This is a genomic window from Paraburkholderia acidipaludis NBRC 101816 (assembly GCF_000684975.1).
Taxonomy (GTDB): domain Bacteria; phylum Pseudomonadota; class Gammaproteobacteria; order Burkholderiales; family Burkholderiaceae; genus Paraburkholderia; species Paraburkholderia acidipaludis.
This window is the reverse complement of sequence record NZ_BAXZ01000006.1, coordinates 112,703-138,741: the sequence shown is the minus strand read 5'-3', so window position 1 is coordinate 138,741 and position 26,039 is coordinate 112,703. Positions and strand designations below refer to the sequence as shown.

Here is a 26,039-nt window from a genome sequence, read left to right as displayed (position 1 = left end):
GTCAGTGCTCGCATCATGTGGGCCAGAGCCCGGGTTTCCGTTCAGACAATGGCCAGGTAGTGCTTGACGAAGCTGTCCGAGATCACTTCCCAGAGGGTCGACGTGCCCTTCGTCACGAACCACGAATCGCCCGCCTTGAAAGTGCGCGTTTCGCCCGTCGATTCGTCGGTGATGCGCAGTTCGCCTGTCACCACGGTGGCTTGTTCGGAGAACGGATAAACGAGCCGGAACTTGCCTCGCGTCGTCCCGAAGTAGCCTGCCGAAACGGCGTCGGTCGGCGCGCCGCAGGTCATCTTGCCGAACGCCGCCACTTCGCCGCCTTCGAGAATCTGCGCCCCGAGATCGCTCAGCTTGCCCCACGGTTCGAGTTCCGCCATCCCGGTGCCGTGCTGGATCGTGGTAAGACTCACGTTTTAGTACTCCTCGTCAATGAAAAGATTGGGCCGCGCTCAGCGCCGGCCGTGCCAGTAGCCCGAAGTCTGGTGCATCACCTTGCCGAGCGTGACCAGCAGCGCGCGATATTGGTCCTTGCCGCGGATCGTGGCGCGCGGAATCGCGCTCACGAGGCGGTAGCGTTCCGAGCCGCCCAGAATGCCCTCGCAAAGGATCTTGCAGATGATCTGGCTGGGCGTGACGCCGAAGCCCGAATAGCCCTGCACGAAAAACGCATTCGGCCGGTCCGGCAGCGTGCCGATCTGCGGAAACAGGTTCAGCGTCGTGGCCATGGGACCGCCCCACGCCAGATCGATCTTGACGTCTTTCAGATACGGAAATACCTCGAGCATCAGGCGCCGGTTCCACGCCTTCAGGTCGCTCGGAATATGCTCGACGAGCGAGGTGGACGAGCCGAACAGCAGCCGGTTCTCGTTCGTCACGCGGTAGTAGTTGATGACAGGCCGGATGTCGCTGTACGCGCCGCGAATCGGGCTGATGCGCTCGATCAGCTCGTCGCTCAACGGCTCCGTCATGGAGTTGAACGCGTAGACGTTGATCGTGCTTCTGTGCAGTTCCGGTTCGAGACCGTTGATGAAGCCGTCGCAGGCCCAGACGATCTTTTTGGCCCGGACGCTGCCCTTCGCCGTGCGCACCTGCACCGTGTCGCCATAATGGATCTGGAGCGCGGGGCTGTATTCGAAAATGCGCACGCCGTAGATTTCCGAAACCGCCCTGGCTTCGCCCAGCAGCAGATTCAGCGAATGCACGTGCCCGCCGCCCATATGCAGCAGGCCGGCATGATAGACGTCCGAACCGATGATCTGCTTCACGTCGGCGCCCTCGACGTAGCGGATTTCGTGCGGACTGCCGAGCGATTTGAATTCCTTTTCCCAGTTTCGCAGCGTTCTGGCCTGGCGGGCGTTGTACGCGAGATAGCCGTAGCCGCTGCAGAAGTCGGCGTCGATGTTGTATCGCTCGATACGTTCGCGCATGATCTGCGGACCGAGGTCGCTCAGCGCGAAGATCGTGCGCAGCCCCTCTTCGCCCACGTCGTGCTTGATCGCGTCGAGGTCGTGTCCGATCCCCGCCATCACCTGGCCGCCGTTGCGGCCCGTGCCGCCAAAGCCCAGATAGCGGGCCTCCAGCACCACCGTATTGGTCACGCCGTTTTCGGCCAGTTCGAGCGCCGTGTGAATGCCCGAAAAGCCGCCGCCGATGATGACCACGTCGGCTTCGATATCCGCTTCCAGCGACGGGAAGCTCAGATCGTACTTCTTCGTAGCGGTGTAGTACGTCGCTGTTTCGTCAATATGCATCGTGTTTCCTGCAAGCGCGTGGCAATGCCAGAGTCCGTGTTCCTGCTCACTCTAAGTGTCCCGAGGCACGATCGTCAGCACAGATCGGCAATGTATCGCCGACCTCGGGAAAATACGGAGTTGCCTGTAGGCAGGCGGTTGATTTGCGGTTCTTGTTGCTTTGGCCTTTCCTTGTGTTCGTGGTGGTGTGCCAGGGTTGCCCCTGTGCGGGGCGGCACCTACTTTTCTTTGCAGCGGCAAAGAAAAGTAGGCAAAAGAAAGCCGCTCACACCGCTAATGTCAGCCACCATTCATCTCACGCCGCAATAGCCAGTGGCTCCGGAGCGTCTGTCACCTCGCACCCTCCACGCTAGTGACAAAGGGCTCATACCTCCTGCTGCGCGCTACGCGCGCCGCAGACAGGTCTGCAAGGGAAACCGTGCGTGCTGCGTGGACCGGCGAATACGCATGCGCCGCATCGGTGTGGGTTATGCCCTTCGGCGCGCGCAGCGCCGCCGGAAGGATGAGCGCCTTGTCACTTCGGCTAACGACGAGTGATGGCAGACGCCCCGGAACCACTACCGGGGTAGGCGAGTGGCGGACGGCGTCACACTGGCGGTATGAGCGGCTTTCTTTGCCTACTTTCTTTGCCGCGGCAAAGAAAGTAGGTGCCGCCCCGCACAGGGGCAACCCTGGCATACCACCACGAACACAAGGAAAGGCCAAAGCAGCAAGCCCCCCCTCACGAATCACAATTCCAAAACACTCATCTAAAAATTAACCCGCACTCCGGCCAGAACGGCCAACTGTCGATCGGAATTGCTATTGGCGAGATTAGGAATCTGCGCATAGTTCACGCTCGCGCCGGTGGCCGGGTCGATACCAAGCCCCATCCCTGAGGACTTCTGCGCGAAGGCGAGTAAGTACAGCGCCGTTCGCTTCGAAAGCGCGTAATTCGTGCCAAGGTTGATCTGGTGAAAGCGCGTGGAGCTTGCGCCGCTCACCTTCGCGTCGTTGAAGATGTACGCCGCGCCGAGCGTCCATGCGTTCGTCAGGTTGTAGACAACATTCAGTTCGGCAATGTCGAAGGAGACGTCCGCGCCGCCGGGATTCGCCCCGCTCGCGAAATACTGGCTGTTTTCGAGGCGCGTATGCGTATAGACAACGGCGACCGTGGCCTTGTCGATTGCGACCGAGCCGCCCAGTCCCCATGCCTTCAGCGACGAGGCGTTCTGCAACTGGCAATATTGGGCATCGGCATTCGTGCACGAGAAGTCGCCGATATAGTCGCTCGCCCCCCCAAGCGCGGCATCGAGCGGTTGGTTCAGGGAAAGGTAGCCCGCGCTCAGCGAAAACGGTCCGTGGTTGTAGGCGGCCGCGAGCGCATAGCCGCGCTTCGTGGCGAAGTCGCCGGCCTGGCCGCCGAAGCTGAACGTGCCGCCAAACGTGAACCCGCCGAAATTCTCGCTCGTGAACTTGAGCGCGTTGTTGAAGTTGAAGGCCTCGTTCAGGTTGTCGACGTCGCCGAAGTGGGAGCCGTACAGCGTCGCCCAGTTGTTGCTCGATGCATAGACGCCCAGAAAGTCCGAATACGAATCGTATTGCCGCCCTGCCGTCAGCGTGCCGAAGCGCGCATCTTCCAGTCCCACCCACGCCTGCCGGTTGAAGAGCGATCCGCTTTGCAGCATCGCCCCCGTGCCCGTGAGGAACTGGTTTTCGAGGTCGAAGCTGGCCTTGACGCCTCCGCCAAGATCTTCGCTTCCCATCAGTCCCCAGCGCGACGGAACGAGGTTGCCGCCGCTCATCTGCACGGCATGGCCGCTGCTGACCGAACCGTTCGCGTTGGTCGCCTGCTGGCTCGTGGAATAGATCACGCCGGCGTCGACGGTGCCATAGAGCGTTACGCTGCTTTGCGCATGAGCGCCCGCCGATAGTCCAATAGAAAGGACTACTAATGCCTTACCTGTCGGATTACGTTTTATTGTCATGTGAAGTTCGATGGAGGGTGAGTTGATGTTGCCCGGGCGCGTACAACGACGCCCCGGGCGATCGGCAGGATCAGAGCTTCGAGCTGCCGAGCTGCGCGAAGGCGCGCGGATTGCGCCGCTTGAGACCGACTGCCGCGATTACGCCGATGACGGCGAACACGGGCAGCAGCGCGGTCAGGGCATAGGAAAGCCCTGCGCCCGCCCCGGTGAGCAAGGGGAAGTTCACGATGGCGAGCACCAGCACGACCACCAGCGCGACGCAGGAGAGAGCCGGCAGCACCTTGACGCGAAAGGCGCTCTCTTCCGCCGCGGGCAGCCTGCCGAAGAACGCCATCACGGCGGCCGACGACAATGCCATCAGCGCGATGATGCAAAGCGTCGCCACGTTCGTGAGCCACGAGAACAGCGTGAGCACCGGGTCCGCCTTCGCGACGATGAACACGAGCACGACGGCCGCGGCCAGCACGGTCTGCGCCACCGATCCCGCATGCGGACTGCTGTGTACGGGGTGCGTGCGGCCAAGGCGGGCCGGCAGCAGCCCTTCGCGGCCTGTGGCGTAGAAGTACCGCGAGGCGGAGTTGTGGAAGGCGAGCAGCCCGGCATAGACGCTCGTGATGAAGAGCACGCTCATCGCGTCGGTCAGCGTGGCGTTTGCGTAGCGGCTCGACAGCGAGTAGAGAAAAGTCGTCGGGTCGGAAAGCGCGGTGAGCGTCTTCACCACCTCTGCGCTGCCCGCGCCGACGATCATGCACCAGACCGAAAACGCGTAGAAACTGCCGATCAGCAGCACGGAAATGTAGGTGGCAAGCGGCACCGTGCGCTGCGGATCTTTCGCTTCCTCGCTATAGATCGTGGTGGCCTCGAAGCCGATAAAGCTTGCGAAGCAGAACAGGAAGCCGATGGCGGGCGCCCCGCCGAGGAACACGTGCGGCGTGAAGGAAGCGGTGTCCACGCCATGCGCGCCGCCCGCCTTCAGGATCGCGACGTCGAGAATCAGTACGACGACATATTCGCCCATCACGAGCAGCGACAGCACCTTCGCCGAAAGATCGATCTGGCGATAACCGAGCACGGCGATGCTCGCCATCGCCACGAGCGAACAGGCCCACCACGGCACCTGCACGCCGAAGTGCATGCTGAGAAAACCCGCCGTCACGGCGCCGAACATGCCGTAAAGACCGATCTGCATCGTGTTGTAGCCGAGCAGGGCGAGGAGCGCCGCGGCGCCCCCGGCCGTGCCGCCCAGCCCCCGCGCGGTGAAGGCATAGAAGCCGCCCGCATTCGTGATATGGCGCGACATCGCCGTGTAGCCCGCCGCGAACATCAGCAGGATCGCCACCGTGGCGATCAGGAGCGACGGCGTTCCCGCGCCGTTGCCGAGCATGATGCCGATGGGGAAACCGCCCGCAATCGCGACGAGCGGGCCGGCCGCGGAAATCACGAAAAAGACGATGAAGCCCAGACCCAATGCGCCTTTGCGCAATTCGGTCGAAGGCGTGGAGTCTACCGCTACGTTCATGTGATCTCTCTCCATTGAGCCGTTCTCGTATTCGTTCTGGCAGTCGCAGGCACGCGCGGCGCCTGCGCCCCACAACGTACCTGCCGTGGAACGCAATGTAGGAGGTCAAAAATGTAAAGCGGCAGCACAAATCGGCAACCCTGCCGCCGCGAAGCGCGTCGCCAGGGTTTGTACGGAGGGGCCGGGCGTGCATTGCGGCACGCCGGCAGGGTGGAAAAACGCAGGCGGGGTTGTTTTTAGTAACCAGCCGCCGCCGCCATCTCGTCGATCAATTGACGCTGGAACGCCGCGAAGCGCGCGCTCGGCTGCTGCGCGATCGCGAGATCGAGCATCGGGTCTGCGACTTTCGTGCGCACGTCGGCGAGCGTTTCGATAATGGCGTGGCCGCAGAACGGCACATACGCCTCGGAATAGCCGCCCTCATGGACGATCGCAAGGCGTCCTTTGCAGTGGCGCTCGGCGGCGTCGCGCACGAGCTGTGTCATGGCCCGGTAGCTCTCGCTGTGCAGCAGCATGCGTGCGAGCGGATCCACCGCGCTCGCATCGAGCCCGCTGGCCACCACGATCAACTCGGGGCGAAAACGCTCAAGCGCGGGCAGCACGATGCGCTCGAACGCATACAGATAAGCGTCGTGGCCGCCGCCCGGCAGCAGCGGAATATTGACGTTGGCGCCCTCGCCGCGCCCTGCCCCGCGCTCGTCCGCGCCGCTATAGCCGGGCGGGAAGCAGTTCTCCTGATGCAGCGAGATCGTCAGCGTGTTGGGGTCGTCGTAGTAGATCGACTGCGTGCCGTTGCCGTGATGCACGTCCCAGTCGATCACCGCCACGCGCCCGACGCGGTGCTTCGCGCGCGCCGCTTCGATCGCGACGGGAATATTGGCGAACAGGCAGAACCCCATCGGCTTGTCGCGCAGGCAGTGATGGCCCGGCGGCCGCGACAGCGAGAAGGCATTGGCCGCCTGCCCCGAGAGCACCGTATCGACGGCGCCCAGCGCGAGACCGGCCGAAAGCGCCGCGATTTCATAGCTGCCCTTGCCGAACGGCGCGAGATCGCCCAGGTCGCCGCCGTTTTCGTCGCTCAGCGCCTTGAAGCGCGCGAGGTAGTCGCGCGGATGAATGCGCAGCAGATCCTCTTCGGTCGCCGCGGGCGCGCTGCGCAGGTCCAGCGACGCCGCGAGCCCCGAGGTCTGCACGAGCGCCAGCAGGCGCCGCTTCGATTCGGGCGACTCGGCATAGCCGCTCGCCGAAGGCGGCTGCACCCAGCCGCCTACCGGAAAGAACAGCGCGTGCGTGCCGCCCGTGTGCCAGAAGGTCCGTTCGTCGGTGAAGCATGCTGTCTTGCTCATGAAGGTCTCTTGCTCGTGATTCGTAATCAATGGATGGTGGCAGCGACGCCTGGGTCATCGGGCGCGTGCGAAAGGCGTGGAGCCGGTGTCAGTTGCGCTCCACGTGCAGCAGGCACAGGCACGAGAGCACGCAGATCGCCACCGCCCCCGCGAACAGCGCGGCGAGCGACGCACCCGCGTCGAGCAGCAGGCCGGCGATCAGCGGACCCGCCGCGAGCCCCGCGCCGATCACGAAGTTCAGCGAGGCAATGAGCCGGCCCGAGCCGTCATGCTTCGCCGCGGCGGCGAGAATGAACGGGAGTACGAAGGTCCACGCGAATTTGAAGGCGAACACCGCCGCGCAGTAGCCGGCCGTGCCGGGATGCGCCGCGAGTCCGGCGAGCGAGACCGCAAGAATCGCGTAGCCCGCGAGCAGCATGGCGAGCCGCGCCAGCCGCCCGCCGATGAGCGAAGCGCACGCCGCGCCCACGATGCCCATCACGCTCGCGATGGCGAGCACCTCGCCGGTGCGCGCCGCGTCGAAACCGGCCAGCGCCGCCGCCCTGCTCGCGAACGTCCATACCCCACCAATCGCGACGTAGAATGCGAACACGCCGCCGATCACGAATGCCGCGTTTGCCGCCGTATTCGCCGTGGCGGCGGTCTGAGAGGCATGGCCGTGCGTGGACGCAGGCGACGCGCGGCCGAGCGCCGGATCGAAACCGCGCACGAGCGGCGCGGCACACAGGCCGAGCACGCCGAGCGCGAAGTACAGTACGCGCAGGCCGAACTCCGCGAACAAGGTCGGGAGTACGAAGAGCCCAATGGCGCCCGCCACCAGTTGCCCGACCACCCACAGCCCGTAGACTCGGTCGCGGTTCGTGCTCGTGGCGGCGCTCGTCATGCAGAGCACCATGAGCGTGCCCCCGCCGAGCGCGGTCGCCGTGCGCAGGGCCAGCAGCCCCGCGAAGCCCGGCATCAGCAGTGCCGTCGCGAAGTTGCCGGCGCAGAACACGACGATGGCGCAGGCCGCGACGCGGCGTGCGTCGACGCGCCCGAGCCACAGCAGCGAGGGCAGCGTCGCGCTGCTGAACGCGCCTAGCTCGACGAAGAAGTACGTGCCGATCTGGGAGGCGGAGAGCCCGAGCTGCGTGGCGAGCTGCGCCGCGACGGCCGGCGCGACCAGCAGCAGGAGCGGCGTGATGGCCGCGAAGACCACGAGCGAAAGCAGCGTGGAGGCGGAAAAGTCGCGCGGCGCGAGGTCGGCGCCGGCGAAGGACGGTGAGAGATTCTTCATGGCGGTCAAGTCCGGCTCCATGGGGTTTTGTTTCGGTCTGCGTACAGTGTCGGTAGCGGGAAAAAGGATGAACAGACGTTCAAGTGAACGCTGCGGAAAACCCGCATGCGCGCCGCGCAGCGCGCGCGAGCCGCCCTTGCGGGGCCTTGCGGCAGGGACCGCGCACAGGTCCGCGCGGCCCGCCCCGTTCAAATGGAGGGGGTGAACAGGCATTCAGGAGCCGGGTCCGCCGAAAAACTGCGAACCGTATAATCGGCTCGAAGCCGGCGTTTGACCGGCCGGCCGGAAGCCCCAGCGGAAACAACAACGGAAGCGGCACGACAGTACCGGAGGAGTCCAGCTTGACCCGTATCGCAAACCGGCTCCTGCCGCCCGGGAGCGCGCCGGACATGCCGGCAGCTATTGCCATCGACGGTTACGCACAGTCGGCGCCGCACACGCGCAGCGCCGACTTCGAAGGCCCGTTCGCGCGCAACGGCGCGCCAGGCCGCGACCTGAGCGTCCTGCTGCTCGATCTCTATGCACTGGCGAACGAAACGGGCATCGGCGAATTCGAAAACGGCTTTTTCCGGCTGCTGTCGCAACTGCTCCCGTTCGACGCGGGATGGACCGGCGTGACCACGCATACGGAAAGCGGTCCCGTGATGCACAACAGCTTCACGTGGCGCCTGCCCGATACGTTCTTTGGCGACTGGATCAAGGTGCGCGCGTGCGACCCGCTGGCGGAGCGCACGCGCGGCGCCTATGGCCGCGCGATGTCGGTCTCGATCGTCGACCCGGGTGTGCCGCCGCGGTTTCGCGACTGGTCGGTCAAATACGGATTGGCCCAGTTGATGGTCGTGACGGCGCTCGATCACCGCTTCGGCCTGACGACGTTTCTCTCCGTCTACCGGCGCGCGCTCGACAAACCCTTCACGGGCGAGGACGCGCACACGGTCGAAAACATCATTCCGCATCTCGCCGCCGCGCTGACGATCAATCGCTCGTTCCAGCTCACGCGCGAACGCGGCGTCGCCACCGGCGCCTCTCCCGCGCGTGCGATCTGCGATTCGTTCGGCACCGTGCACCAGGCCGACAAGGCGTTCGAGACGATGCTGCGCGACGACTGGCCCCTTTATGGCAACCAGACGCTGCCGCAACCGCTCGTAGAGTGGCTGCGCGACGGCGCGGCGCACCCGTTCGAGGGCGAGCGCGTGACCGTGCAGTGCGTGCGGACCGCGGGCCTGTTTCAGCTCGAAGCACGTGTGCGCTCGGGGCTCGACCGGCTAAGTCCGCGCGAACTGGTGGCGATCCAGCACTATGGCGAAGGCCTGTCACACAAGGAGGTCGCCCAGCGCATGGGGATTTCGCCGACCACGGTGCGTCACTATTTACGCTGCGCGTACCGCAAGCTCGGCATGCACGACAAAATCGAAATCCCCCGGCTGCTGGCGTCGCTCAAGCAGGCCGAAGCGGCCTCCACGCCTCGGGACTGAGCGCGCGCCGGCTCGGCGTTGCGCCGTTGCGAAATCCCCGCATCCTGGGCACGCCGGGCTTGATTTTGTGCGGCGCATCATTATAATAGGGTTAACACTTAGGTAACAACCCTTAACGAGAACATCATGGTCGCGATTATCGCCGCAGTGTCGTCCACCGCCGCCCAAGCTTTCGAAGTGGTTCGCCGCTTCAGCGTCAAGGCACTGAACCGCCATCTGGAATACTGCGAACTCCTCGCGGAAGCCCAGCGCCGTTTCTGATCGGCTGCCGCGGTCCGTGACCGCCAGCATATTGAGCAGTACGGGGCGCGCCCTTGCGCCCGTAGTTCGCCGCAGGTAGCCGGCAATTGCCGGCGCTGACACTTTTCGCCATCCGTTCTCCGATCCGTACCGCTATCCGATCCCCAATCTGTACCGGTACTGTACAGACGACGCCCGATACACTGGGTCGCTATAGATCGTTACCCGGAGTTTCGCGTCATGTTGCCCGAATTGCTCAGCGCCCTGCCCGCCGGCATGCTCTTCGTCGTCGTCACGACCATCACGCCCGGCCCCAACAACACCATGCTGCTCGCTTCCGGCGTCAATTTCGGCTTTCGCCGCACGGTGCCGCACATCCTCGGCATCAGCGCCGGGGTCGTGGTGCTCATGCTCTGCGTGGGACTGGGCCTTGGCGAAGCGTTCCGGCACATCCCCGTTCTCTACGCCGTGCTGGAGGCCGCAAGCGTGGCGTATCTGCTCTATCTGGCATGGAAGATCGGCACCTCGGGCGAGCTGAAGGTGAAGCGCGGCGAGCATCGGCCCATGCGCTTTCACGAAGCCATCGCCTTCCAGTGGATCAACCCGAAAGCCTGGATGATGGTGCTCACGGCCGCCACGACAATCCGCCTTTCGGCGGATTTCAATCTCAACACCGTGATGATGGCGGGGCTGTTCTACGTGATCGGCCTGCCCTGCATCTGCGTGTGGGCGGCCTTCGGCACCGGCGTGCGGCGCTTTCTCTCGAACCCGTTGCGCATGCGCGCGTTCAACGTCGCGATGGCGCTCTCGCTTGTGCTCTCGATGTATCCGCTCTTCGCCCATCTGATCTCGCGCTGACCGCGCAGTCGCTTCAGCGCACGCGGGCAATGAAGCGCCACAGCGCGTCGTCCGTCGAGTACGGCGCGTTGAAGCGGAACCAGCCGCTGGCCGCGTCGTCGGGACGGAAGTAGGAGCCCGGCGCGAGCCAGATGCCGTCCGCGAGCGCCGCCGTGGCGATCTCGCCGGCGCGCGCCGGCTCCACGGGCAGGCGCGCCCAGACGAAGAGCCCGGCGCGCGGCCGGTGAAAGATCTCGAATCCCAGCGCGTCGAGCCGCTCCTCCACCACGGCGTGCGCCCCCTTCAGCCGTTCGTTCACGAGTTCGACGTGGCGGGCGTAGCGCCCCTCCAGCAGCACCTTGTCGACAATGCGCTCGATCGTTTCCGACGAGGTCAGCCCCACTGCCATCTTGGCGCGCGCCAGCTCGCGCAGCACGTCGCGCTCGGCCACCACGTAGCCGCAGCGCAGCGAGGGCGTCACCGTCTTCGAGAAGCCTCCCACGTACAGCACGCGCGAGAGCCCCTCCATCGCGGCAAAGAGCGGCGCCCCCGCGGGCGCAAGCTCGCGGCTCACGTCGTCCTCCACCACCCACATGCCGTGGCGTTCCGCGATCTGCAGGAGGCGGAAAGCATTCGCCATCGTGAAGGTCGCGCCCGTGGGATTCTGCAGCGTGGTGTTCACGAAGATCGCCTTCGGCTGGTGCGCGGCGGCCTGCTGTTCGAGCGCCTCGATGTCGAGCCCGGCCGGCGTGCGCGGCACGCCATGCACCGAGAGGCCCGCCAGCTTGAGGATCTGCAGCAGGTTGCAATAACCGGGGTCTTCGACAAGCACGGCGTCGCCAGGGCGCAGCAGCGTGCGCACGATCAGGTCGAGCCCCTGGGTCGCGCCTTGCGTGAGCAGCACGTTGGCCGTCTCCACGGGCAGGCCCTGGCGGTCGAGCTGCGCGGCAATGCGCTCGCGCAGCGGCGCGAACCCGTAGGGGTGGCCGTAGTCGCCCAGGCGCACGGCCGGCACCCGGCTCGTCGCGCGCAGGGCGTGATGGAGCCCGGTTTCGTTGATCCACTCGCTCGGCATCCAGCCGCAGCCCGCCTTGATGGGCACGGAATGGTCGGCGAATACGTCCGAGAGCAGCCAGGTGGCCGTGAGCGTGGGCGGCTGCCAGTGCGCCGGGCTCGCGCTCGCGGCCGTGGCGCGCTGCGCGACGCGGTAGCCCGAGCCGCGCCGCGCCACTACAAGGCCCATGGACACCAGCCGCGTATAGGCCTCGGTAACCGTATAGGTCGAGAGCGCGTGCTGCTGCGCCAGTTGCCGCACCGAAGGCAGCAGCGCGCCCGCGCGCAGCGAACGCCCCTCGATCGCGCGCGCGAAGGCGTTCACGAGCTGTTCGACGAGGGTGGACGTGGCGCGGCGGCCGCGCTCGAGTTCAAGTTCGATCATGGGAAGCGGCGGTGAACGGCAGTCGGCGTGGCACCCCTGCCAATACAGTTGGCAGGGATTGCCCAGCACAGTTATCAGCGCAGTATAGAGACTGTCTATGCCGACGTTCAAGTCGGGGCGCTACAGTTCATCTCACTCACTCAGGAGGAGAACAAGCATGACTTCGCGCCCCGTCATCGACGACCTGTCGTCGTTCTGGATGCCCTTCACGGCCAACCGCCAGTTCAAGGCCGCGCCGCGCCTGCTCGAATCGGCCAAGGGCATGTACTACCGAACCAGCGACGGCCGCGAAGTGCTCGACGGCAGCGCGGGCCTCTGGTGCGTGAACGCGGGCCACGCACGCGACGAAATCGTCGCCGCGATCGCCCAGCAGGCCGGCACGCTAGACTTCGCGCCGACCTTCCAGATGGGCCATCCGCTCGCCTTCGAAGCGGCGGCCAAAATCGCCGAGCTGATGCCCGAGGGCCTCGACCGTATTTTCTTCACGAACTCGGGCTCGGAGTCGGTGGACACGGCGCTCAAGATCGCCCTTGCCTACCACCGCGCGCGCGGCGAAGGCCAGCGCACGAAGCTGATCGGCCGCGAGCGCGGCTATCACGGCGTGGGCTTCGGCGGCATCTCGGTAGGCGGCATCGTCGCGAACCGCAAGGCGTTCTCGGGTCAACTGCTGCCGGCTATCGACCATCTGCCGCACACGCACAATCTGGAGCACAACGCGTTCACGAAGGGGCAGCCCGCGTGGGGCGCGCATCTCGCCGACGAACTCGAGCGCATCGTCACGCTGCACGACGCCTCGACCATCGCGGCCGTCATCGTCGAGCCGGTGGCCGGCTCGACCGGTGTGCTGATCCCGCCGCAAGGCTATCTGCAGCGCCTGCGCGAGATCTGCACGAAGCACGGCATCCTGCTGATTTTCGACGAGGTCATCACGGGTTTCGGCCGTCTCGGCAAGGCCACGGCGAGCGAGTATTTCGGCGTCACGCCGGACCTCATCACGATGGCGAAGGCCATCAACAACGCCGCCGTGCCGATGGGCGGCGTGGCCGCGAGCCGCACGGTCCACGACGCGATCGTGAACAGCGGCGCGCCGGGCGCAATCGAACTGTTCCACGGCTACACCTACTCGGCTCACCCGCTCGCGGCGGCCGCGTGCGTGGCCACGCTCGACCTGTATCGCCGCGAAGGCCTGTTCGAGCGCGCCGCGAGCCTCGCGCCGAAGTTCGAAGCCGCCGCGCATGCATTGCGCGACGCGAAGCATGTGAAGGACATCCGCAACCTCGGCCTCGTGGCCGGCATCGAGCTCGAATCGCGCGACGGCGCGCCGGGCGCGCGTGCCTACGAGGTGTTCCTCAAGTGCTTCGAGGCCGGCGTGCTGGTGCGCTTCACGGGCGACATCCTCGCGTTCTCGCCGCCGCTGATCGTGAGCGAAGAGGAAATCGCGCGTCTTTTCAGCACCGTGCGCAACGTGCTCGCGACCGTGCAGTAAGGCTCATGCCTGCGCCGCGGCGGCGGCGCGAACGGTTCTCCCGCACGAGCCAGGCGGTCCGCAACGAATCACCGAAGCGGGCCGCTTTTCGTTTTAGCTGCCGCACCGGTTCCGACGACGGCCCAGAAATGACGGCACGACCCGCGCCAACGGCGTATCTTTCGATTATCGATGGATGCAACGCCGCCGTGGTGCGGCTCGTGGAGAATGGACCGATGAAGACACCGATCCGCGTAGGGACGCATATCGAAGGCGTCCACTGGGTAGCCGAATACTTCACGAACACGCGCGAAATCCGCGTGTTTCGCGAGGGGCAGGAAGTCGAGACCTTCGACGCGCCGGCCTCGATGTTCGGCGAGGAGCGTGAAGCCGGGTCCGCCAGCGACGCCGCGACGCGCGCCGAAGAAGCCGCCCTGCTCGCCACGCTGCGCCGCTACGTCGCCGAAGGCGAGCCCGAAGAATAAGGCCCTGGCGCTCGGGCTTATACATGCCTTTTCAACCCGGTGCCGGCGCCGGAGCGCCCGCGCCTGGCCGGTGCGCTCAGCTCTGCGCGCCGTCTTCCTCGCGGAAAATGCGGTCGGCCAGGTGGTACGCCGAGTTCGCCGCAGGCACCCCGCAATAGATCGCCGTCTGCAGCAGCACTTCCTTGATCTCCTCGCGCGTCACCCCATTGTTCTTCGCGGAGCGCAGATGCAGCGCGAGTTCCTCGCTGCGGTTGAGCGCGACCATCATCGCGATCGTCAGGAGACTGCGCGTGTGGCGCGGCAGGCCCTCGCGCGTCCAGATCTCGCCCCACGCATAGCTGGCCGGTGCGCTCAGCTCTGCGCGCCGTCTTCCTCGCGGAAAATGCGGTCGGCCAGGTGGTACGCCGAGTTCGCCGCAGGCACCCCGCAATAGATCGCCGTCTGCAGCAGCACTTCCTTGATCTCCTCGCGCGTCACCCCATTGTTCTTCGCGGAGCGCAGATGCAGCGCGAGTTCCTCGCTGCGGTTGAGCGCGACCATCATCGCGATCGTCAGGAGACTGCGCGTGTGGCGCGGCAGGCCCTCGCGCGTCCAGATCTCGCCCCACGCATAGCGCGTGATGAGCTTCTGGAACTCTTCGGTGAGTTCCGTGCGGTTCGCGATCGAACGGTCGACATGGGCGTCGCCCAGCACCGCACGCCGTACCGTCATCCCGGCTTCGTAGCGCTCGTCTTCGGTCATCGTGCCTCCAGCAGGAAATCGGCGACGGTCTTCGTGAACGGCCCGGCCAGTTCGACGTTCGAGATGTGCGAAGCGTCGAGCTCCACGTAGCGCGCGCCCGGCACCGACTCCGCGAGCTCGCGGCCCTGCGCCGGCGTGGCGGCGAGATCGTGCGTGCCGGAAATCACGAGCGTCGGCGCGGTGATCGAGCCGGCCTCGCCGCGCAGGTCCGCGGCGTTGATGGCGTCGCAGTTCGACGCGTAACCTTCGTTGTCGGTGTGCACGAACACGTCGCGCGCCTGGTCGATCACGAGCGGATTGCGCTCCATGAATCCGGCTGTATACCAGCGCGGCAGCACTGCGTCGGCGAGCGCGCGCATCCCCTCGTTGCGCGCTTTCGCCGCGCGCGGCACCCACACCTCGGGCGAGCCGATCTTCGCGGCCGTGTTGCACAGCACGAGACGGTCGATGCGGCTCGCGTAGCGCGCGCCGAGACCTACGCCGGTCAGGCCGCCCATCGAAAGGCCCGCAAAGTGCGAGCGCTCGATGCCGAGGTGGTCCATCAGGCCGATCACGTCGCCCGTGAGCTGCTCGATGGTGTACGGTCCCGGCGGCACGTCCGAGTGTCCATGGCCGCGCGTGTCGTAGCGCAGCACGCGAAAGTGCTTCGAGAATGCGACGAGCTGCGGCGTCCACATCGACACGTCGCTGCCCAGCGAATTCGACAGAACCAGCCAGGGCGCGGCGCCGTCCGTCGCGCCGTCGATGCGGTAGAACAGCTTCGTGCCGTTGACGGCTGCATAAGGCATGCGGGTTACTCCTCGTGAGTCTGCGATGAAGAAGGGGCGGCGCGCTTCGCGTTCGACGCGAGCACCGCGTCGACGAAGGCATGCGCCTCGCCCGTGTAGTTGGCCGGGTCGAGCAGCGCCTTGAGGCGCGCGGCATCCAGATGTTGCGTGACGGCGGGGTTGGCCGCGAGCACGTCGTAGAGCGTGCGGCCGGTCTGCACGGCCGTCTTCGAAGCCTGCTCGACGAGGTGATGTGCATCGAGCCGGCCGATGGCGTCGCCGAGCGCGAGCATGACCGCCTCGCCGAGAATCAGCCCCTGCGTGGCGTCGAGATTGGCCGCGAGACGCTCGGGCCGCACTTCGAGCCCGCCCGCGATCTGGCCGATATGGGCGAGCGCGCCGCCCGCGAGGCGCGCGAGGTCGGGCAGCGCGTCCCACTCGGCCTGCCAGCCGCCGAGCGCGCGCTCGTGCTCCTGCACCATGCCGCCGAACACCGTGGCGACGAGGCCGGGCGCACGCGCCGCGGCGGTCAGCACGGCCGCGCAGCCCACGGGATTGCGCTTGTGCGGCATCGTCGAAGAACCGCCCTTGCCCGCCGCCGCCGGCTCGGCCAGCTCGCCCACTTCGGTCTGCATCTGCAGCGAAATGTCGCGCGCGATCTTGCCGAGCGTGCCGATCAGCATGCCGAAGAAAGCGGCCGCTTCGGCGATGCGGTCGCGCTGCGTGTGCCACGGCAGCGTGGGTTGCGCGAGCGCCAGCTCCTGCGCGAGCGTTGCGCTCACGTCTGCCGCCGCGGCGCGCAGGCTCGCGAGCGTGCCGGCCGCGCCGCCGAACTGCAGGACGAGCGCATGCTCGCGCAGCGCGGCGAGCCGTTCGCGGTGGCGCAGCAACGCATCGAGCCACTGTGCGAACTTCAGGCCCAGCGTGACCGGCAGCGCCTGCTGGAGCCAGGTGCGGCCCACGGCGGGCGTCGAGCGGTGCGCGCGCGCGAGGCCCGCGAGCGTCGCGCAGAGCGCATCGAGTCCGGCTTCGATCAGCGCCAGCGAGTCGCGCAATTGCAGCACGGTCGCCGTATCGATGATGTCCTGGCTCGTCGCGCCCCAGTGCACGTACTTCGAGGCTTCGGGATCGATATCCTTGACGCGCGCCGTCAACTGCTTGACGAGCGGAATGGCGAGATTGCCGCCCAGCGCGGCGTCGCGTGCGAGCGCCCCGGCGTCGAGGCGGTCGGCCTGGCAGGCCTCGGCGATCGCGGCCACGGCCGTGCGCGGAATCACGCCATGGGCCGCCGACGCGCGTGCGAGCGCCGCCTCGACGTCGAGCATCCGTTGCAACGTTGCGCGCGGCGACCAGACCGCGTTCATCGGTTCGGTTCCGCAGATCAGGCTCGTGAGGCGTTCAGTCATAGGGCAGGCAAAAAGGTATCGGGCCTTGGAAGCGGCCGCAATGCGCACATGGCGCGGCGCCCGCGCGGCAGGTGCCGCCGGATGCCGCGCCATGCCGTCAAGCTTGAGCGCATGCCGCGAACTCGGGTCGCAAAATCAGGCCGCGCGACGCGTTCCGGTCGCATCGATCAGCGGCACGCCGGCGAGCTTCTGCAGCGCGTCGAAGTCGATGTCCGAATAGATCTCGCGCACGGCGAGACCATCGCCGGTCACGTCGAACACGGCGATGTCGGTATAGATGCGGTCCACGCACTGCACGCCGGTCACGGGATAGGAGCATTCGGCAACGAGCTTGCTTTCGCCCTGCTTGGTCAGAAGCTCCATCATCACGAAGACCTGTTTCGCGCCGATGGCGAGGTCCATCGCACCGCCGACGGCCGGAATCGCGTCCGGCGCCCCCGTGTGCCAGTTCGCGAGATCGCCCTTCGCCGAGACCTGGAACGCGCCTAGCACGCAGTAGTCGAGATGGCCGCCGCGCATCATCGCGAACGAATCCGCGTGATGGAAGTAGGCGCCGCCGGTCAGCAGCGTGACGTGCTGCTTGCCCGCGTTGATGAGCTCGTCGTCTTCCTCGCCGGGCGCCGGCGCCGGGCCCATGCCGAGCAGACCGTTTTCGCTGTGCAGGAAGATTTCCTTGTGCGGATCGAGGTGGTTGGCCACCAGCGTCGGCACGCCGATGCCGAGGTTCACGTAGGCGCCTTCGGGAATGTCCGCGGCCACGCGCTGGGCCATTTCGTCGCGATTCAGTCGTTTCATGGCTTGTCTCCTCAGGCCGCCTGCTCGGCTCGCTGCGTCTGGTGCGCCGGCTGCGGCACTTCGACGACACGTTGAACGAAAATGCCGGGCGTGACGATCACCTCGGGGTCGAGCTCGCCGAGCGGCACGACGTCCGACACCTGGGCAATGGCGACTTTCGCCGCGCTCGCCATGATCGGGCCGAAGTTGCGCGCGGTCTTGCGGTAGACCAGATTGCCCCAGCGGTCGCCCTTGTACGCCTTGATCAGCGCGAAGTCGGCATGGAGCGGCGACTCCAGCACGTAATGGCGGCCGTCGATGAGGCGCGTTTCCTTGCCTTCGGCCAGCTTCGTGCCATAGCCCGTGGGGGTGAAGAAGCCGCCGATGCCGGCACCCGCCGCGCGGATGCGCTCGGCGAGATTGCCCTGCGGCACGAGTTCGAGCTCGATCTCGCCGGCGCGGTAGAGCGCGTCGAAGACATACGAGTCGGTCTGGCGCGGGAACGAGCAGATGATCTTGCGCACACGCTTTGCCTTGAGCAGCGCGGCAAGGCCCGTGTCGCCGTTGCCGGCATTGTTGTTGACGATGGTGAGATCGCGGGCGCCCTGCTCGATGAGCGCGTCGATCAGTTCTGCCGGCATGCCGGCCGTGCCGAAGCCGCCGATCATCACCGTGGCGCCGTCATGCACGTCGGCGACGGCGGCTTGAAGCGAGTCGAAAATCTTGTTGATCATGCCTCTTCCTGAAAGCGGGGCGCCCGGCGACATGTGCCTGCCACTCGATCGCGAAAGTTCTAAATGCGAACACTGATTCGTTTAGCGAACGCTTGGCGCATTATCGGAGCCGTTAAGGCGCGTTGTCAAGGCGTGCGTCACCTGGGGTTGCGGGCCGGCGGTACGGCACCTGGCCGGCGCCGCAGCAGCTAACACCGCAGTTGAAACCGCAGTTGAGACCGCAGTTGAGACCGCAGTTGAGACAATACGCCCGGCAGCGAACGGCCGGCGCAAATCGTGTCCACCCTGCACGGTCCCGCATAAAACATGAAACAATGCTCGCTCGTGGTGCGCGCCGCGGGCGTCCTGGCCGCGCCCGGCCACATGACAGGAGCCGATTGCATGAGCGACGGAAAAAACGCAGGCAAGACGAAGAAAAGCAAGTCGCAACCCACCGCCGCAGCCGTGGCCCGCCCCACGCGCCCTTCGCGAGGCGAGGCCGAAGATGCCGTGCGGGTGCTATTGCGCTGGGCCGGCGACGACCCCACGCGCGAAGGCCTCATCGACACGCCCGCGCGCGTGGTGCGCGCCTACGAGGAGTTCTTCGCGGGCTACGAAGTGGACCCGCGCGAGATTCTGTCGCGCACGTTTTCGGAAGTGGACGGCTATGACGAGATGATCGTCCTGAAGGACATTCGTTTCGAAAGCTACTGCGAGCATCACATGGTGCCCATCATCGGCCGCGCGCACGTGGCCTATCTGCCCGAGCATCGCGTGGTGGGCATCTCGAAGCTCGCGCGCCTCGTGGACGCCTTCGCAAAACGCCTGCAGATCCAGGAAAAGATGACGGCGCAGATCGCCGATACGCTCAACGAGGTGCTGCAACCCAAGGGGGTGGGCGTGATCCTCGAGGCGGCGCATCAATGCATGTCGACGCGCGGCGTGCACAAAGCCGGCGTGGAGATGGTCACCTCGCGCATGCTGGGCACGTTCCGCTCCGACCCGTCCACGCGCCGCGAATTTCTCGCCATCGTCGGCAACCCGGCGGCAATGAGCCTCTCCAATACGTAAAGCCGATCGTAAAACCGATAGACGACACGGGGACGCCGCTCACGGCATCCCCGCGCGGCATCCCTTACTTCTGCGGCCCTTCCTCGCCGCGCTCGGCCTCGCGAATCTTGCCCTGGCGCACGCTGCTGCCGGGCGGCACGCTATGCGTGAGCCACACATTGCCGCCGATCACCGAGCCACGCCCGATCGTCACGCGGCCGAGGATGGTGGCGCCGGCGTAGATCACCACGTCGTCCTCGACGATCGGATGACGCGCGTTGCCCTTGACGAGGGTACCGTCCTGGTCGGTGGCAAAGCTCTTCGCACCGAGCGTCACGGCCTGATAAAGACGCACGCGCTCGCCGATGATCGCGGTTTCGCCGATCACGACGCCCGTGCCGTGGTCGATGAAGAAGCTCGGGCCGATCTGCGCGCCGGGGTGAATGTCGATGCCCGTCAGCGAATGGGCGATCTCGTTGATGAAGCGTGCGAGCAGCGGCACGCCGAGCCGGTGCAGCGCATGGGCGAGCCGATGATGCGTCATCGCCCAGACGCCGGGATAGCAGAGCAGGATTTCGGTGATGTGCTGCGCGGCCGGATCGCCGGAGAAGGCCGCCTGAATGTCGCTGACCAGCAGCGCGCGGATGCCGGGCAACTGGCGGCCGAACTCGCGCGCCACCTCGAATGCACGGGCCCGCAGGATCTCCTCGCCGACGTCGGCATTCTCCGGCAGGAAACGCAACGCGCGGCGAATCTGCTCCGCGAGCAGGCGCAGCGTGCTTTCTAGCGTGTGGCCGACGTAGTAGTCCACGCTTTCGTCGGTGAGATCGGGCGCGCCGTAATGCGTCGGGAAGAGCGCCGCGCGCAGGCCCGCGACGATGCTGACGACGGCATCGCGCGAAGGCAGCTCGCGAATGCCGAGCGGATGGCGCGTGCGGTGCAGTTGCTCACGCGACGCACGCAGGGCGGCGACGATCTGTTCGAGTCCCCAGTCGGGGGTAGCGGCATTTGACATGGTCAAGCGGGCGCGGCGGCGCGGGCCGCCGGTGAGATGTACGGACCCCAAAGATTACCGCGTTTTGCACGAGTTCGCCGAGGCGCCCCTGGCCGGGTGCCTTCGCTTGCCGAGGTCTGCGGCCGGGCCTGGCCGTGCGCTAGAGCGGCACGCTGCTGGCGTCGATCCAGCGCACCGCCCAGTCGCGCGCGTGCGCAATGGCGGTAGCCTCGTCGGGAAAGCGCAGCTCTGCGGGAAAGAACCGGTTGGCAACCAGTTCGCCGTCGCTCGAACGGGAAATCACCACATAGGGTTGCCAGCTGCCATCGCCCGTGCGCGCCGGCGCGCAATTGAGCAAATAGCCGCGATGCGTGAATGCAGCGTCGAAGTGCATGTGTGTCATCCGCCCCTGACTGCCTCTTCCGTTTTTCCGTTATCGGCGGGCGCGTCCAGGATCATGCGGCAAAGCCACGGCACGGCCGCCTGTCGAGGCCGTTGATTGATAGCGCGCCAACTCGTTGAAAGAGGATCATACTCCGAGGAAAAAGCGCGATCCAAACTAAAAAAGGTTAAATCGCTGGAGCCGTTTCCCTGGGCGTTCGCCTTGCTTTGCGGCCCGTTTCAGGCCATGAGGCAACGCGCGGGGCGCGGCTGCCCGCACCGCGGCCAACCCGCAACCTCCCTGGAGGACGCACCATGAACCGCAGAGACGACGCCGTCGAGCAACGCCGCGAGCTGGCGGCGCGGATCGCCAACGCCGGCATGAGCCCCGACGAGGTGACGACGAGCGACGCAACGCTCGACAACAGCGTGCCGGAAGCCGGCGACGGTCTTGGGGGCTTCGACAGCCGCAGGGGCGGCCATCATCTGCTGTTCGCGCTTACGCCCGGCTACGAGATGCTGGACAAGGGCATGGCCGCCCCGCTTACGCCTTACGACTTCGACTGGCAGTTCGTCGACACGCGGCCGCCCGGCACGCGGCGCAGCCCCGGCCGGCTCCACTATTCGCTCAATCACCTGCGGCCTACGCGCATCGTCGAGCTGCAGCGCAAGGGCTGATGCGCCCCGAACCGCGCCAGCAAGGGACCCTCGTGGCCCCATGCCTGCCTATGGACTACACGCTATGGGCGGCTGGCGGGTGTCGTGCTGTGCGCGGCAGCAGACGATACAGGCTTTGCCCTCTCGGGCCGTTAAACATAAAACCGGCCCAACACTTCTGCGTCTCGCCCACCGTCATTCCCCTTTCGGTTTCCGGACTTGGCGCCAGGGAAAAACAATGAGGGCGAGATTTAGTGATAAATTGTTACATCATAAGAAGCGAGGCCGAATCTCGCCAGGGCTCGACTTGCGATCTGGCCCAGCGCCGACGGAGAGTCTTGAAGTGCCTCTACATTTCATCGAGCAGATGTCGCCCGTACTCGACGCGCCAGGAGAGGCCGCGTGGTTCGAGGCGGTGACCCGGCTCGCCAGCTCATGGGGATTCAGCCAGATCTTGATGGCGATCCTGCCGCGCCCGGGAATGCGGCTCGAGGACGCGTTCATCCGCACGAACTACGCCAGCGCCTGGCGGCAGACGTACAACGACCACAACATGGCGTATTTCGATCCGACCGTTGCGCATTGCACGACGCGCTCGGCGCCGCTGATCTGGTCGCCTGCTCTCTTTGCCAGCGAGCAGCAGCAGACGATGTACGAGGAGGCCCGATCCTACGGACTGCGTGCGGGCATCACGCTGCCGATCCACGGGCCGCGCCAGGAAATCGGCATGCTTTGCTTCGTCAACGACACGAATCCGACCGAGCAGTTCTGGCAGGACGTCGACCGCGCCCTGCCGAATCTCGTGCTGCTGCGCGATCTCGTGCTCGACACGAGCCAGCGGCACCTGAACGATCACGTGCAGTCGCTGATCCCCAAGCTTACGCCGCGCGAAAAGGAATGCCTCAAGTGGACCGCCCTCGGCAAATCCACCTGGGAGATTTCGCACATTCTGAACTGCTCGGAAGCCGTCGTGAACTTCCACATGAAGAACATTCGTGCGAAGTTCGGCGTCAATTCACGGCGCGCGGCAGCCGTGATCGCGACCCAGATGGGGCTTATTGACCCGGGCTGAGCGCCGTGATCGGCAGGTCGGCGCGACGCAGGACGCGCTCGGCACGGCCGAGATCGCCGTCCGAAATCGTCTTGTTGAAATAAAGGCCGAGCAGAATCGAGACCGGCGGCGGAATTTCCGCGCCCGATTCGAACCGGCTGCCGCGCGACTGGGTAACCCCGAAGCGGGCCCAGAAACGGCGCTGGCTTTCTTTTTTCTTCTTGCGATACGCAATGATCAGGACGCGGTCGATTGCCGACGACAGCTCGCCTGACGGAAGCGACTGCGTATGCGCACCCATATGCCATTGATGATCCAGAAGTTCCATGGTGTTTCTCGCTCTCAGAGTTATGCCTGGTGAGTGACTGCCGCCGAAGCCATTCTCCAGAACTGACCCTCTCCGCGCACCTACCTATCTGGATAGGTGTTCTTTTGTACCCAAAACGCATAGCTTTCGATCGGTACTGCTGTACTTCCTACACGCAACCGGGAGAAAGCCATGCAAGCTGTTATCCGGATAGGACAAAGACAGGATTTCAATAACGAAGACGTCAACGAGATGTACCGACTGCGCGCCCGCGTTTTCCGCGACCGCCTTGGCTGGGACGTGCCCACCATCGCCGGCATGGAAGTCGATGGTTATGACGCGCTCGGGCCCCATTACATGCTGATCCAGGAGCCTTCCGGCCGTGTGCGCGGCTGCTGGCGCCTGATGCCCACGGAAGGCCCCAACATGTTGCGCGACACCTTTGCCCAGCTTCTGCAGGGCGAGAGCGCTCCCGCCGACCGTCAGATCTGGGAGCTGAGCCGCTTTGCGATCGAATCGGACAACGACCACGCATTCGGTTTCGCCGACCTCACCTCGCAGGCCATCCGCTCGGCCATCACCTTCGCCGACCGCATGGGCATCCAACGCTACGTTACGGTGACAACCACCCCGATCGAGCGGATGCTGCGCCGCACCGGCATGGAGATCAAGCGCCTCGGGCAACCCCAGCGGATCGGCGTGGAGAACGCCGTCGCGCTCGATATCGCCATGAGCCAGCAGACCCATACGGCCATGTTCGGGCAGATGGCGAGCGCCGCCTGAACGTCGGACCCGATCGGCCGGCCCCGCAGCGCCTGCATCGGGCCGCGAGGCTTATGCGTTTTGTCCGAGGATGGTGTCTGAAGTGACTGCCGCCAACGGTCGCCAGCGCAACCCATCCGATACAGAGCCGCCGCCCGCCGCTTCAGCGGGTTTCAGCGGGTTCAAGGGGTTTTAGGCGCCGATGCCGCGCGGCCGAAGCGGATATGTGAGATCCGCCGCACGAGCAGCGCCGCCGCGAGCGCGGCGACGCCCGTTAGCCCAATGCCAAGATGAATGGCATCGACGAGTATGTGGCGCACCGCCTCCATGAGCCCCGCCCCGTCGAGCCCGGCGGCTTTCAGCTGGGCGACGAGCGTGTCGCGCAACGCCGGATCGACCAGCACGCGCGGATCGGCCAGTTGCGGCCGCCAGCGCGCCTGCAGCGGCGCGCCCAGCACCGCCAGCGCGTCGCTCACGCCCGCCGCGTAGCGATGATTGACGATCGTCGCGACAATGCTGGTGCCTAACATGCCACCCACCATCCGGGTGGATTGCAGCAGCGCGGTCGTGATGCCGAAACGCTCACGCCCGGCAATCTCCTGCCCGAACACATTCAGGTTGTTGAGGATGAAACCGAGCCCGATGCCGACCGCCGACATCGCCAGCTCGAGCCACAGGTGCGGCGTGCGCAGCGTCGCGAACGCAAGGCTTGCCGAAGCGATCACGAGCAGGCCGAAGCCGACCGTGAGGATCGCCGTCGGCTTCGGCAAACGGATCACGATGCGCGTATTGATCACGCTGCCGAGCGCGATGCAGGCGGCAATCGGCGTCGCGAGCAGCCCGGCTTCCTGCGGCGAGAGGCCGAAACCGCCTTGCAGCAGCAGCGGCGCGAAGAAGATCAGCGAAAACATCACGAAGCCGGACAGCGTGGAGAGCATAAACAAGGTGACGAGTTGCGGATCGCGAAAGAGATCGAGCGGAATCATGGGATGCGTCGCGCGCCGCTCGCAGACGAGGAGCGCCGCGGCGCCGGCCACGACCACGGCGGCGAGCGCGAGGCTGGTCGCGCTCAAGCCGTCTTTCGGCACGGCTTCGATCAGGGTCTGGAAGCAACCCAGTACGAGCGCGACGAGTGCCGCACCGGCCCAGTCGATGCGTACCTCGCCCGTGCGGGCGGGCCGGTAGGCGGGCAGATGCGCCCAGATGAAATACAGTGCGAGCGCGCCGACCGGCAGATTGACGAGAAACGTCGAACGCCAGCCGAAGTGCTCGCTAAGCCACCCGCCCAGCGATGGCCCCGCCGCCGTGCCGATGCCATACGCGGCCGCCATGACGACCTGCCAGCGCACGCGGGCACGCGGGTCGGGAAAGAGATCGGGGATCGAGGCGAACGCCGTGCCCACCATCATCCCCCCGCCGACACCTTGCAGTGCGCGCGCCACGGCAAGAAAGCGCATGCCCGTGGCCAGCCCGCACAGGACCGAGGCCGCCGTGAATACGATCACGGCGGCAATCACGAACCGCTTGCGCCCGAAGTAGTCGCCAAGACGGCCGAACACCGGCACGGTCACGACCGAAGCCAGCAGATAGGCACTCGCGATCCAGGCATAAAACTCGAAACCATGCAGTTCGGCGACGATGGACGGCAACGCCGTGCTGACGACGGTCTGGTCGAGCGCGACCAGCATGTTGACGAGCCCGATGCCGAGCATGGCGAGAAGCGCGTCGCGAAACGACAGAGAGGGGGAAGCGGAAGTCACGGCAGGAATCGAAAGAGGCGTGGCGCAGCGAAAGAGTCGCCACGATAGCGAGACGGGAGAGCCTCCGCAAGCCTCTGTCCGACGTCCATTTCTTGATCTTCCTTCCGGTCGCTTCCATTTCTCATACAACTGGCCCGCATTTTTTGCGTCAATCGTTTAGACTTTCTGTCAGATCAGTTGGCCCGGCCAACGCATCGCGGGCCTTGCCGGGCTGTGCCGTCACGCGAAGCCGAAGCCGCGCACGTTCCAATCTCACCCAAGCGGAGGTTCCATGTACAAACGCATCCTCGTCGCGGTCGACGGCAGCGACACGTCGCGGAGAGCCTTCGAAGCAGCGCTCGAACTCGCGAAAGCGACGAACGCAACCCTGCAGCCTTACTACGTGATCGAAAACACGCCGATGTATTTCGACGCGCCCGGTTACGACCCGTCCATCCTGCGCAACCAGATGATCGCGCAGGGCAACGAGCTTGCGGCGCAGCTGACCGGCACCATGCGTGAGTGCGGCGTGAATGGCGACATGCTTACGGGCGAGGCGTCGTCGCTCGACGACGTCCCCACGCTCGTGCTGAACGCCGCGAAGACGGCCGGCGCCGATCTGATCGTGATGGGCACCCATGGCCGCCGCGGGTTCCAACGGCTCATTCTCGGCAGCGTGGCCGAGCGTTGCGTGCGCCAGTCGACGCTCCCGGTCCTGCTGATTCCGTCCGCGGCCGGCACAACGGTAGCCGCATAATAAAAAGATAGCGGTCCAAAACTTGATGCTTGACAAGAGGCTGCTTGCGCGTATCCCTTGACGCGCGCGGCCTCTGACGACGCGCAAAGACATCGATCTCAAAAGCGCGTCATTTTGCCGCCAATTCAAGTCTGAAACACG

The 26,039-nt window shown here is 65.7% G+C and carries 27 protein-coding genes; 10 read left to right on the top strand and 17 right to left on the bottom strand.

The window, feature by feature from the left end:
- Positions 1–41: 41 nt before the first annotated feature.
- The 6 genes from BAC01S_RS09365 to BAC01S_RS09340 all read right to left on the bottom strand — a co-directional run bounded on the left by BAC01S_RS09365 (position 42) and on the right by BAC01S_RS09340 (position 7,859).
- The gene (locus BAC01S_RS09365; RefSeq protein ID WP_027794532.1) at positions 42–410 is read right to left on the bottom strand and encodes a cupin domain-containing protein; all 369 of its coding nucleotides are present in this window, start codon (positions 408–410) and stop codon (positions 42–44) included.
- Positions 411–449: 39 nt separating this feature from the next.
- The gene (locus BAC01S_RS09360; protein ID WP_027794531.1) at positions 450–1,751 is read right to left on the bottom strand and encodes an NAD(P)/FAD-dependent oxidoreductase; all 1,302 of its coding nucleotides are present in this window, start codon (positions 1,749–1,751) and stop codon (positions 450–452) included.
- A gap of 749 nt (positions 1,752–2,500) precedes the next feature.
- A complete protein-coding gene (locus BAC01S_RS09355) occupies positions 2,501–3,718 on the bottom strand; it encodes a porin (protein ID WP_027794530.1) in 1,218 nt (405 codons plus the stop codon).
- A 70-nt stretch (positions 3,719–3,788) separates the two neighbouring features.
- Positions 3,789–5,237, bottom strand: a complete 1,449-nt coding sequence (locus BAC01S_RS09350; RefSeq protein ID WP_027794529.1) for an APC family permease — start codon at positions 5,235–5,237, stop codon at positions 3,789–3,791.
- 236 nt (positions 5,238–5,473) lie between these two features.
- On the bottom strand, positions 5,474–6,583 hold the full coding sequence (locus BAC01S_RS09345; RefSeq protein ID WP_027794528.1) for a class II histone deacetylase: 1,110 nt from the start codon (positions 6,581–6,583) through the stop codon (positions 5,474–5,476).
- An 88-nt stretch (positions 6,584–6,671) separates the two neighbouring features.
- Positions 6,672–7,859 carry an MFS transporter gene (locus BAC01S_RS09340; RefSeq protein WP_027794527.1) on the bottom strand — a complete coding sequence of 396 codons (1,188 nt, stop codon included), beginning with the start codon at positions 7,857–7,859 and terminating at the stop codon, positions 6,672–6,674.
- Between the two features lie 389 nt (positions 7,860–8,248).
- On the opposite strand from BAC01S_RS09340, the gene BAC01S_RS09335 reads away from it, so the two are divergent.
- From BAC01S_RS09335 to BAC01S_RS09325, 3 genes are all read left to right on the top strand, one after another.
- Positions 8,249–9,334, top strand: coding sequence for a helix-turn-helix transcriptional regulator (locus tag BAC01S_RS09335; RefSeq protein WP_043201806.1), 1,086 nt, complete (start codon positions 8,249–8,251; stop codon positions 9,332–9,334).
- Positions 9,335–9,460: 126 nt separating this feature from the next.
- Entirely contained in the window at positions 9,461–9,595 is a 135-nt protein-coding gene (locus BAC01S_RS35775; RefSeq protein WP_281175886.1) for a hypothetical protein, read from the top strand.
- A 219-nt stretch (positions 9,596–9,814) separates the two neighbouring features.
- Entirely contained in the window at positions 9,815–10,432 is a 618-nt protein-coding gene (locus tag BAC01S_RS09325; protein ID WP_027794525.1) for a LysE family translocator, read from the top strand.
- A 13-nt stretch (positions 10,433–10,445) separates the two neighbouring features.
- On the opposite strand, the gene BAC01S_RS09320 is transcribed toward BAC01S_RS09325, so the two are convergent.
- Positions 10,446–11,849, bottom strand: coding sequence for an aminotransferase-like domain-containing protein (locus tag BAC01S_RS09320; RefSeq protein ID WP_027794524.1), 1,404 nt, complete (start codon positions 11,847–11,849; stop codon positions 10,446–10,448).
- A 157-nt stretch (positions 11,850–12,006) separates the two neighbouring features.
- Between BAC01S_RS09320 and BAC01S_RS09315 the strand changes: the two genes are divergently transcribed.
- Positions 12,007–13,335 carry an aspartate aminotransferase family protein gene (locus BAC01S_RS09315; RefSeq protein WP_027794523.1) on the top strand — a complete coding sequence of 443 codons (1,329 nt, stop codon included), beginning with the start codon at positions 12,007–12,009 and terminating at the stop codon, positions 13,333–13,335.
- A gap of 215 nt (positions 13,336–13,550) precedes the next feature.
- Entirely contained in the window at positions 13,551–13,799 is a 249-nt protein-coding gene (locus tag BAC01S_RS09310) for a hypothetical protein (RefSeq protein ID WP_027794522.1), read from the top strand.
- A gap of 76 nt (positions 13,800–13,875) precedes the next feature.
- Here the strand turns inward: BAC01S_RS09310 and BAC01S_RS30770 are convergent, their stop codons facing one another.
- The 6 genes from BAC01S_RS30770 to BAC01S_RS09280 all read right to left on the bottom strand — a co-directional run bounded on the left by BAC01S_RS30770 (position 13,876) and on the right by BAC01S_RS09280 (position 18,221).
- Positions 13,876–14,229 carry a carboxymuconolactone decarboxylase family protein gene (locus BAC01S_RS30770; protein WP_407667914.1) on the bottom strand — a complete coding sequence of 118 codons (354 nt, stop codon included), beginning with the start codon at positions 14,227–14,229 and terminating at the stop codon, positions 13,876–13,878.
- Positions 14,151–14,540: a 4-carboxymuconolactone decarboxylase gene (gene pcaC / locus BAC01S_RS09300; protein ID WP_027794520.1), complete on the bottom strand. Its 390-nt coding sequence runs from the start codon at positions 14,538–14,540 to the stop codon at positions 14,151–14,153. The genes BAC01S_RS30770 and pcaC overlap by 79 nt, the downstream gene beginning before the upstream one ends.
- Entirely contained in the window at positions 14,537–15,328 is a 792-nt protein-coding gene (gene pcaD, locus BAC01S_RS09295) for a 3-oxoadipate enol-lactonase (protein ID WP_027794519.1), read from the bottom strand. The genes pcaC and pcaD overlap by 4 nt, the downstream gene beginning before the upstream one ends.
- A gap of 5 nt (positions 15,329–15,333) precedes the next feature.
- The gene (locus BAC01S_RS09290; protein ID WP_027794518.1) at positions 15,334–16,713 is read right to left on the bottom strand and encodes a 3-carboxy-cis,cis-muconate cycloisomerase; all 1,380 of its coding nucleotides are present in this window, start codon (positions 16,711–16,713) and stop codon (positions 15,334–15,336) included.
- Between the two features lie 135 nt (positions 16,714–16,848).
- Positions 16,849–17,508 carry a 3-oxoacid CoA-transferase subunit B gene (locus tag BAC01S_RS09285; RefSeq protein WP_027794517.1) on the bottom strand — a complete coding sequence of 220 codons (660 nt, stop codon included), beginning with the start codon at positions 17,506–17,508 and terminating at the stop codon, positions 16,849–16,851.
- 11 nt (positions 17,509–17,519) lie between these two features.
- Positions 17,520–18,221 (bottom strand): 3-oxoacid CoA-transferase subunit A, encoded by a 702-nt coding sequence (locus tag BAC01S_RS09280; protein ID WP_027794516.1) that lies wholly within the window; start codon positions 18,219–18,221, stop codon positions 17,520–17,522.
- Between the two features lie 381 nt (positions 18,222–18,602).
- On the opposite strand from BAC01S_RS09280, the gene folE reads away from it, so the two are divergent.
- Complete coding sequence (gene folE / locus BAC01S_RS09275; protein ID WP_027794515.1) at positions 18,603–19,271, top strand: GTP cyclohydrolase I FolE; 669 nt, start codon at positions 18,603–18,605, stop codon at positions 19,269–19,271.
- 64 nt (positions 19,272–19,335) lie between these two features.
- Here folE and epsC read toward each other — a convergent pair whose 3' ends face one another.
- Both epsC and BAC01S_RS09265 read right to left on the bottom strand, forming a co-directional pair.
- The gene (epsC, locus tag BAC01S_RS09270; protein WP_027794514.1) at positions 19,336–20,265 is read right to left on the bottom strand and encodes a serine O-acetyltransferase EpsC; all 930 of its coding nucleotides are present in this window, start codon (positions 20,263–20,265) and stop codon (positions 19,336–19,338) included.
- A 139-nt stretch (positions 20,266–20,404) separates the two neighbouring features.
- Complete coding sequence (locus BAC01S_RS09265) at positions 20,405–20,638, bottom strand: hypothetical protein (RefSeq protein WP_027794513.1); 234 nt, start codon at positions 20,636–20,638, stop codon at positions 20,405–20,407.
- A gap of 302 nt (positions 20,639–20,940) precedes the next feature.
- On the opposite strand from BAC01S_RS09265, the gene BAC01S_RS09260 reads away from it, so the two are divergent.
- Both BAC01S_RS09260 and BAC01S_RS09255 read left to right on the top strand, forming a co-directional pair.
- Positions 20,941–21,303 (top strand): DUF3005 domain-containing protein, encoded by a 363-nt coding sequence (locus BAC01S_RS09260; RefSeq protein WP_084168432.1) that lies wholly within the window; start codon positions 20,941–20,943, stop codon positions 21,301–21,303.
- 346 nt (positions 21,304–21,649) lie between these two features.
- Positions 21,650–22,354, top strand: coding sequence for a helix-turn-helix transcriptional regulator (locus tag BAC01S_RS09255; RefSeq protein ID WP_027794511.1), 705 nt, complete (start codon positions 21,650–21,652; stop codon positions 22,352–22,354).
- Here the strand turns inward: BAC01S_RS09255 and BAC01S_RS30765 are convergent.
- The gene (locus tag BAC01S_RS30765) at positions 22,338–22,661 is read right to left on the bottom strand and encodes a helix-turn-helix domain-containing protein (RefSeq protein WP_043201705.1); all 324 of its coding nucleotides are present in this window, start codon (positions 22,659–22,661) and stop codon (positions 22,338–22,340) included. The two genes, BAC01S_RS09255 and BAC01S_RS30765, sit on opposite strands and share 17 nt — an antisense overlap.
- A 171-nt stretch (positions 22,662–22,832) precedes the next feature.
- On the opposite strand from BAC01S_RS30765, the gene BAC01S_RS09245 reads away from it, so the two are divergent.
- A complete protein-coding gene (locus tag BAC01S_RS09245) occupies positions 22,833–23,423 on the top strand; it encodes an acyl-homoserine-lactone synthase (protein ID WP_027794509.1) in 591 nt (196 codons plus the stop codon).
- Positions 23,424–23,584: 161 nt separating this feature from the next.
- On the opposite strand, the gene BAC01S_RS09240 is transcribed toward BAC01S_RS09245, so the two are convergent.
- The gene (locus BAC01S_RS09240) at positions 23,585–25,114 is read right to left on the bottom strand and encodes an MFS transporter (protein WP_027794508.1); all 1,530 of its coding nucleotides are present in this window, start codon (positions 25,112–25,114) and stop codon (positions 23,585–23,587) included.
- A 319-nt stretch (positions 25,115–25,433) separates the two neighbouring features.
- Between BAC01S_RS09240 and BAC01S_RS09235 the strand changes: the two genes are divergently transcribed.
- Positions 25,434–25,898 carry a universal stress protein gene (locus tag BAC01S_RS09235; RefSeq protein WP_027794507.1) on the top strand — a complete coding sequence of 155 codons (465 nt, stop codon included), beginning with the start codon at positions 25,434–25,436 and terminating at the stop codon, positions 25,896–25,898.
- Positions 25,899–26,039 lie beyond the last annotated feature (141 nt).

Bases quoted from the DNA above. Each gene is read 5' to 3' on its own strand.
- BAC01S_RS09360 (WP_027794531.1), bottom strand. From the start codon at position 1,751: ATGCATATTGACGAAACAGCGACGTACTACACCGCTACGAAGAAGTAC.
- BAC01S_RS09355 (WP_027794530.1), bottom strand. From the start codon at position 3,718: ATGACAATAAAACGTAATCCGACAGGTAAGGCATTAGTAGTCCTTTCT.
- BAC01S_RS09350 (WP_027794529.1), bottom strand. From the start codon at position 5,237: ATGAACGTAGCGGTAGACTCCACGCCTTCGACCGAATTGCGCAAAGGC.
- BAC01S_RS09345 (WP_027794528.1), bottom strand. From the start codon at position 6,583: ATGAGCAAGACAGCATGCTTCACCGACGAACGGACCTTCTGGCACACG.
- BAC01S_RS09340 (WP_027794527.1), bottom strand. From the start codon at position 7,859: ATGAAGAATCTCTCACCGTCCTTCGCCGGCGCCGACCTCGCGCCGCGC.
- BAC01S_RS09335 (WP_043201806.1), top strand. From the start codon at position 8,249: ATGCCGGCAGCTATTGCCATCGACGGTTACGCACAGTCGGCGCCGCAC.
- BAC01S_RS35775 (WP_281175886.1), top strand. From the start codon at position 9,461: ATGGTCGCGATTATCGCCGCAGTGTCGTCCACCGCCGCCCAAGCTTTC.
- BAC01S_RS09325 (WP_027794525.1), top strand. From the start codon at position 9,815: ATGTTGCCCGAATTGCTCAGCGCCCTGCCCGCCGGCATGCTCTTCGTC.
- BAC01S_RS09320 (WP_027794524.1), bottom strand. From the start codon at position 11,849: ATGATCGAACTTGAACTCGAGCGCGGCCGCCGCGCCACGTCCACCCTC.
- BAC01S_RS09315 (WP_027794523.1), top strand. From the start codon at position 12,007: ATGACTTCGCGCCCCGTCATCGACGACCTGTCGTCGTTCTGGATGCCC.
- BAC01S_RS09310 (WP_027794522.1), top strand. From the start codon at position 13,551: ATGAAGACACCGATCCGCGTAGGGACGCATATCGAAGGCGTCCACTGG.
- pcaC (WP_027794520.1), bottom strand. From the start codon at position 14,540: ATGACCGAAGACGAGCGCTACGAAGCCGGGATGACGGTACGGCGTGCG.
- pcaD (WP_027794519.1), bottom strand. From the start codon at position 15,328: ATGCCTTATGCAGCCGTCAACGGCACGAAGCTGTTCTACCGCATCGAC.
- BAC01S_RS09290 (WP_027794518.1), bottom strand. From the start codon at position 16,713: ATGACTGAACGCCTCACGAGCCTGATCTGCGGAACCGAACCGATGAAC.
- BAC01S_RS09285 (WP_027794517.1), bottom strand. From the start codon at position 17,508: ATGAAACGACTGAATCGCGACGAAATGGCCCAGCGCGTGGCCGCGGAC.
- BAC01S_RS09280 (WP_027794516.1), bottom strand. From the start codon at position 18,221: ATGATCAACAAGATTTTCGACTCGCTTCAAGCCGCCGTCGCCGACGTG.
- folE (WP_027794515.1), top strand. From the start codon at position 18,603: ATGAGCGACGGAAAAAACGCAGGCAAGACGAAGAAAAGCAAGTCGCAA.
- epsC (WP_027794514.1), bottom strand. From the start codon at position 20,265: ATGTCAAATGCCGCTACCCCCGACTGGGGACTCGAACAGATCGTCGCC.
- BAC01S_RS09265 (WP_027794513.1), bottom strand. From the start codon at position 20,638: ATGCACTTCGACGCTGCATTCACGCATCGCGGCTATTTGCTCAATTGC.
- BAC01S_RS09260 (WP_084168432.1), top strand. From the start codon at position 20,941: ATGAACCGCAGAGACGACGCCGTCGAGCAACGCCGCGAGCTGGCGGCG.
- BAC01S_RS09255 (WP_027794511.1), top strand. From the start codon at position 21,650: ATGTCGCCCGTACTCGACGCGCCAGGAGAGGCCGCGTGGTTCGAGGCG.
- BAC01S_RS30765 (WP_043201705.1), bottom strand. From the start codon at position 22,661: ATGGAACTTCTGGATCATCAATGGCATATGGGTGCGCATACGCAGTCG.
- BAC01S_RS09245 (WP_027794509.1), top strand. From the start codon at position 22,833: ATGCAAGCTGTTATCCGGATAGGACAAAGACAGGATTTCAATAACGAA.
- BAC01S_RS09240 (WP_027794508.1), bottom strand. From the start codon at position 25,114: ATGCTCGGCATCGGGCTCGTCAACATGCTGGTCGCGCTCGACCAGACC.
- BAC01S_RS09235 (WP_027794507.1), top strand. From the start codon at position 25,434: ATGTACAAACGCATCCTCGTCGCGGTCGACGGCAGCGACACGTCGCGG.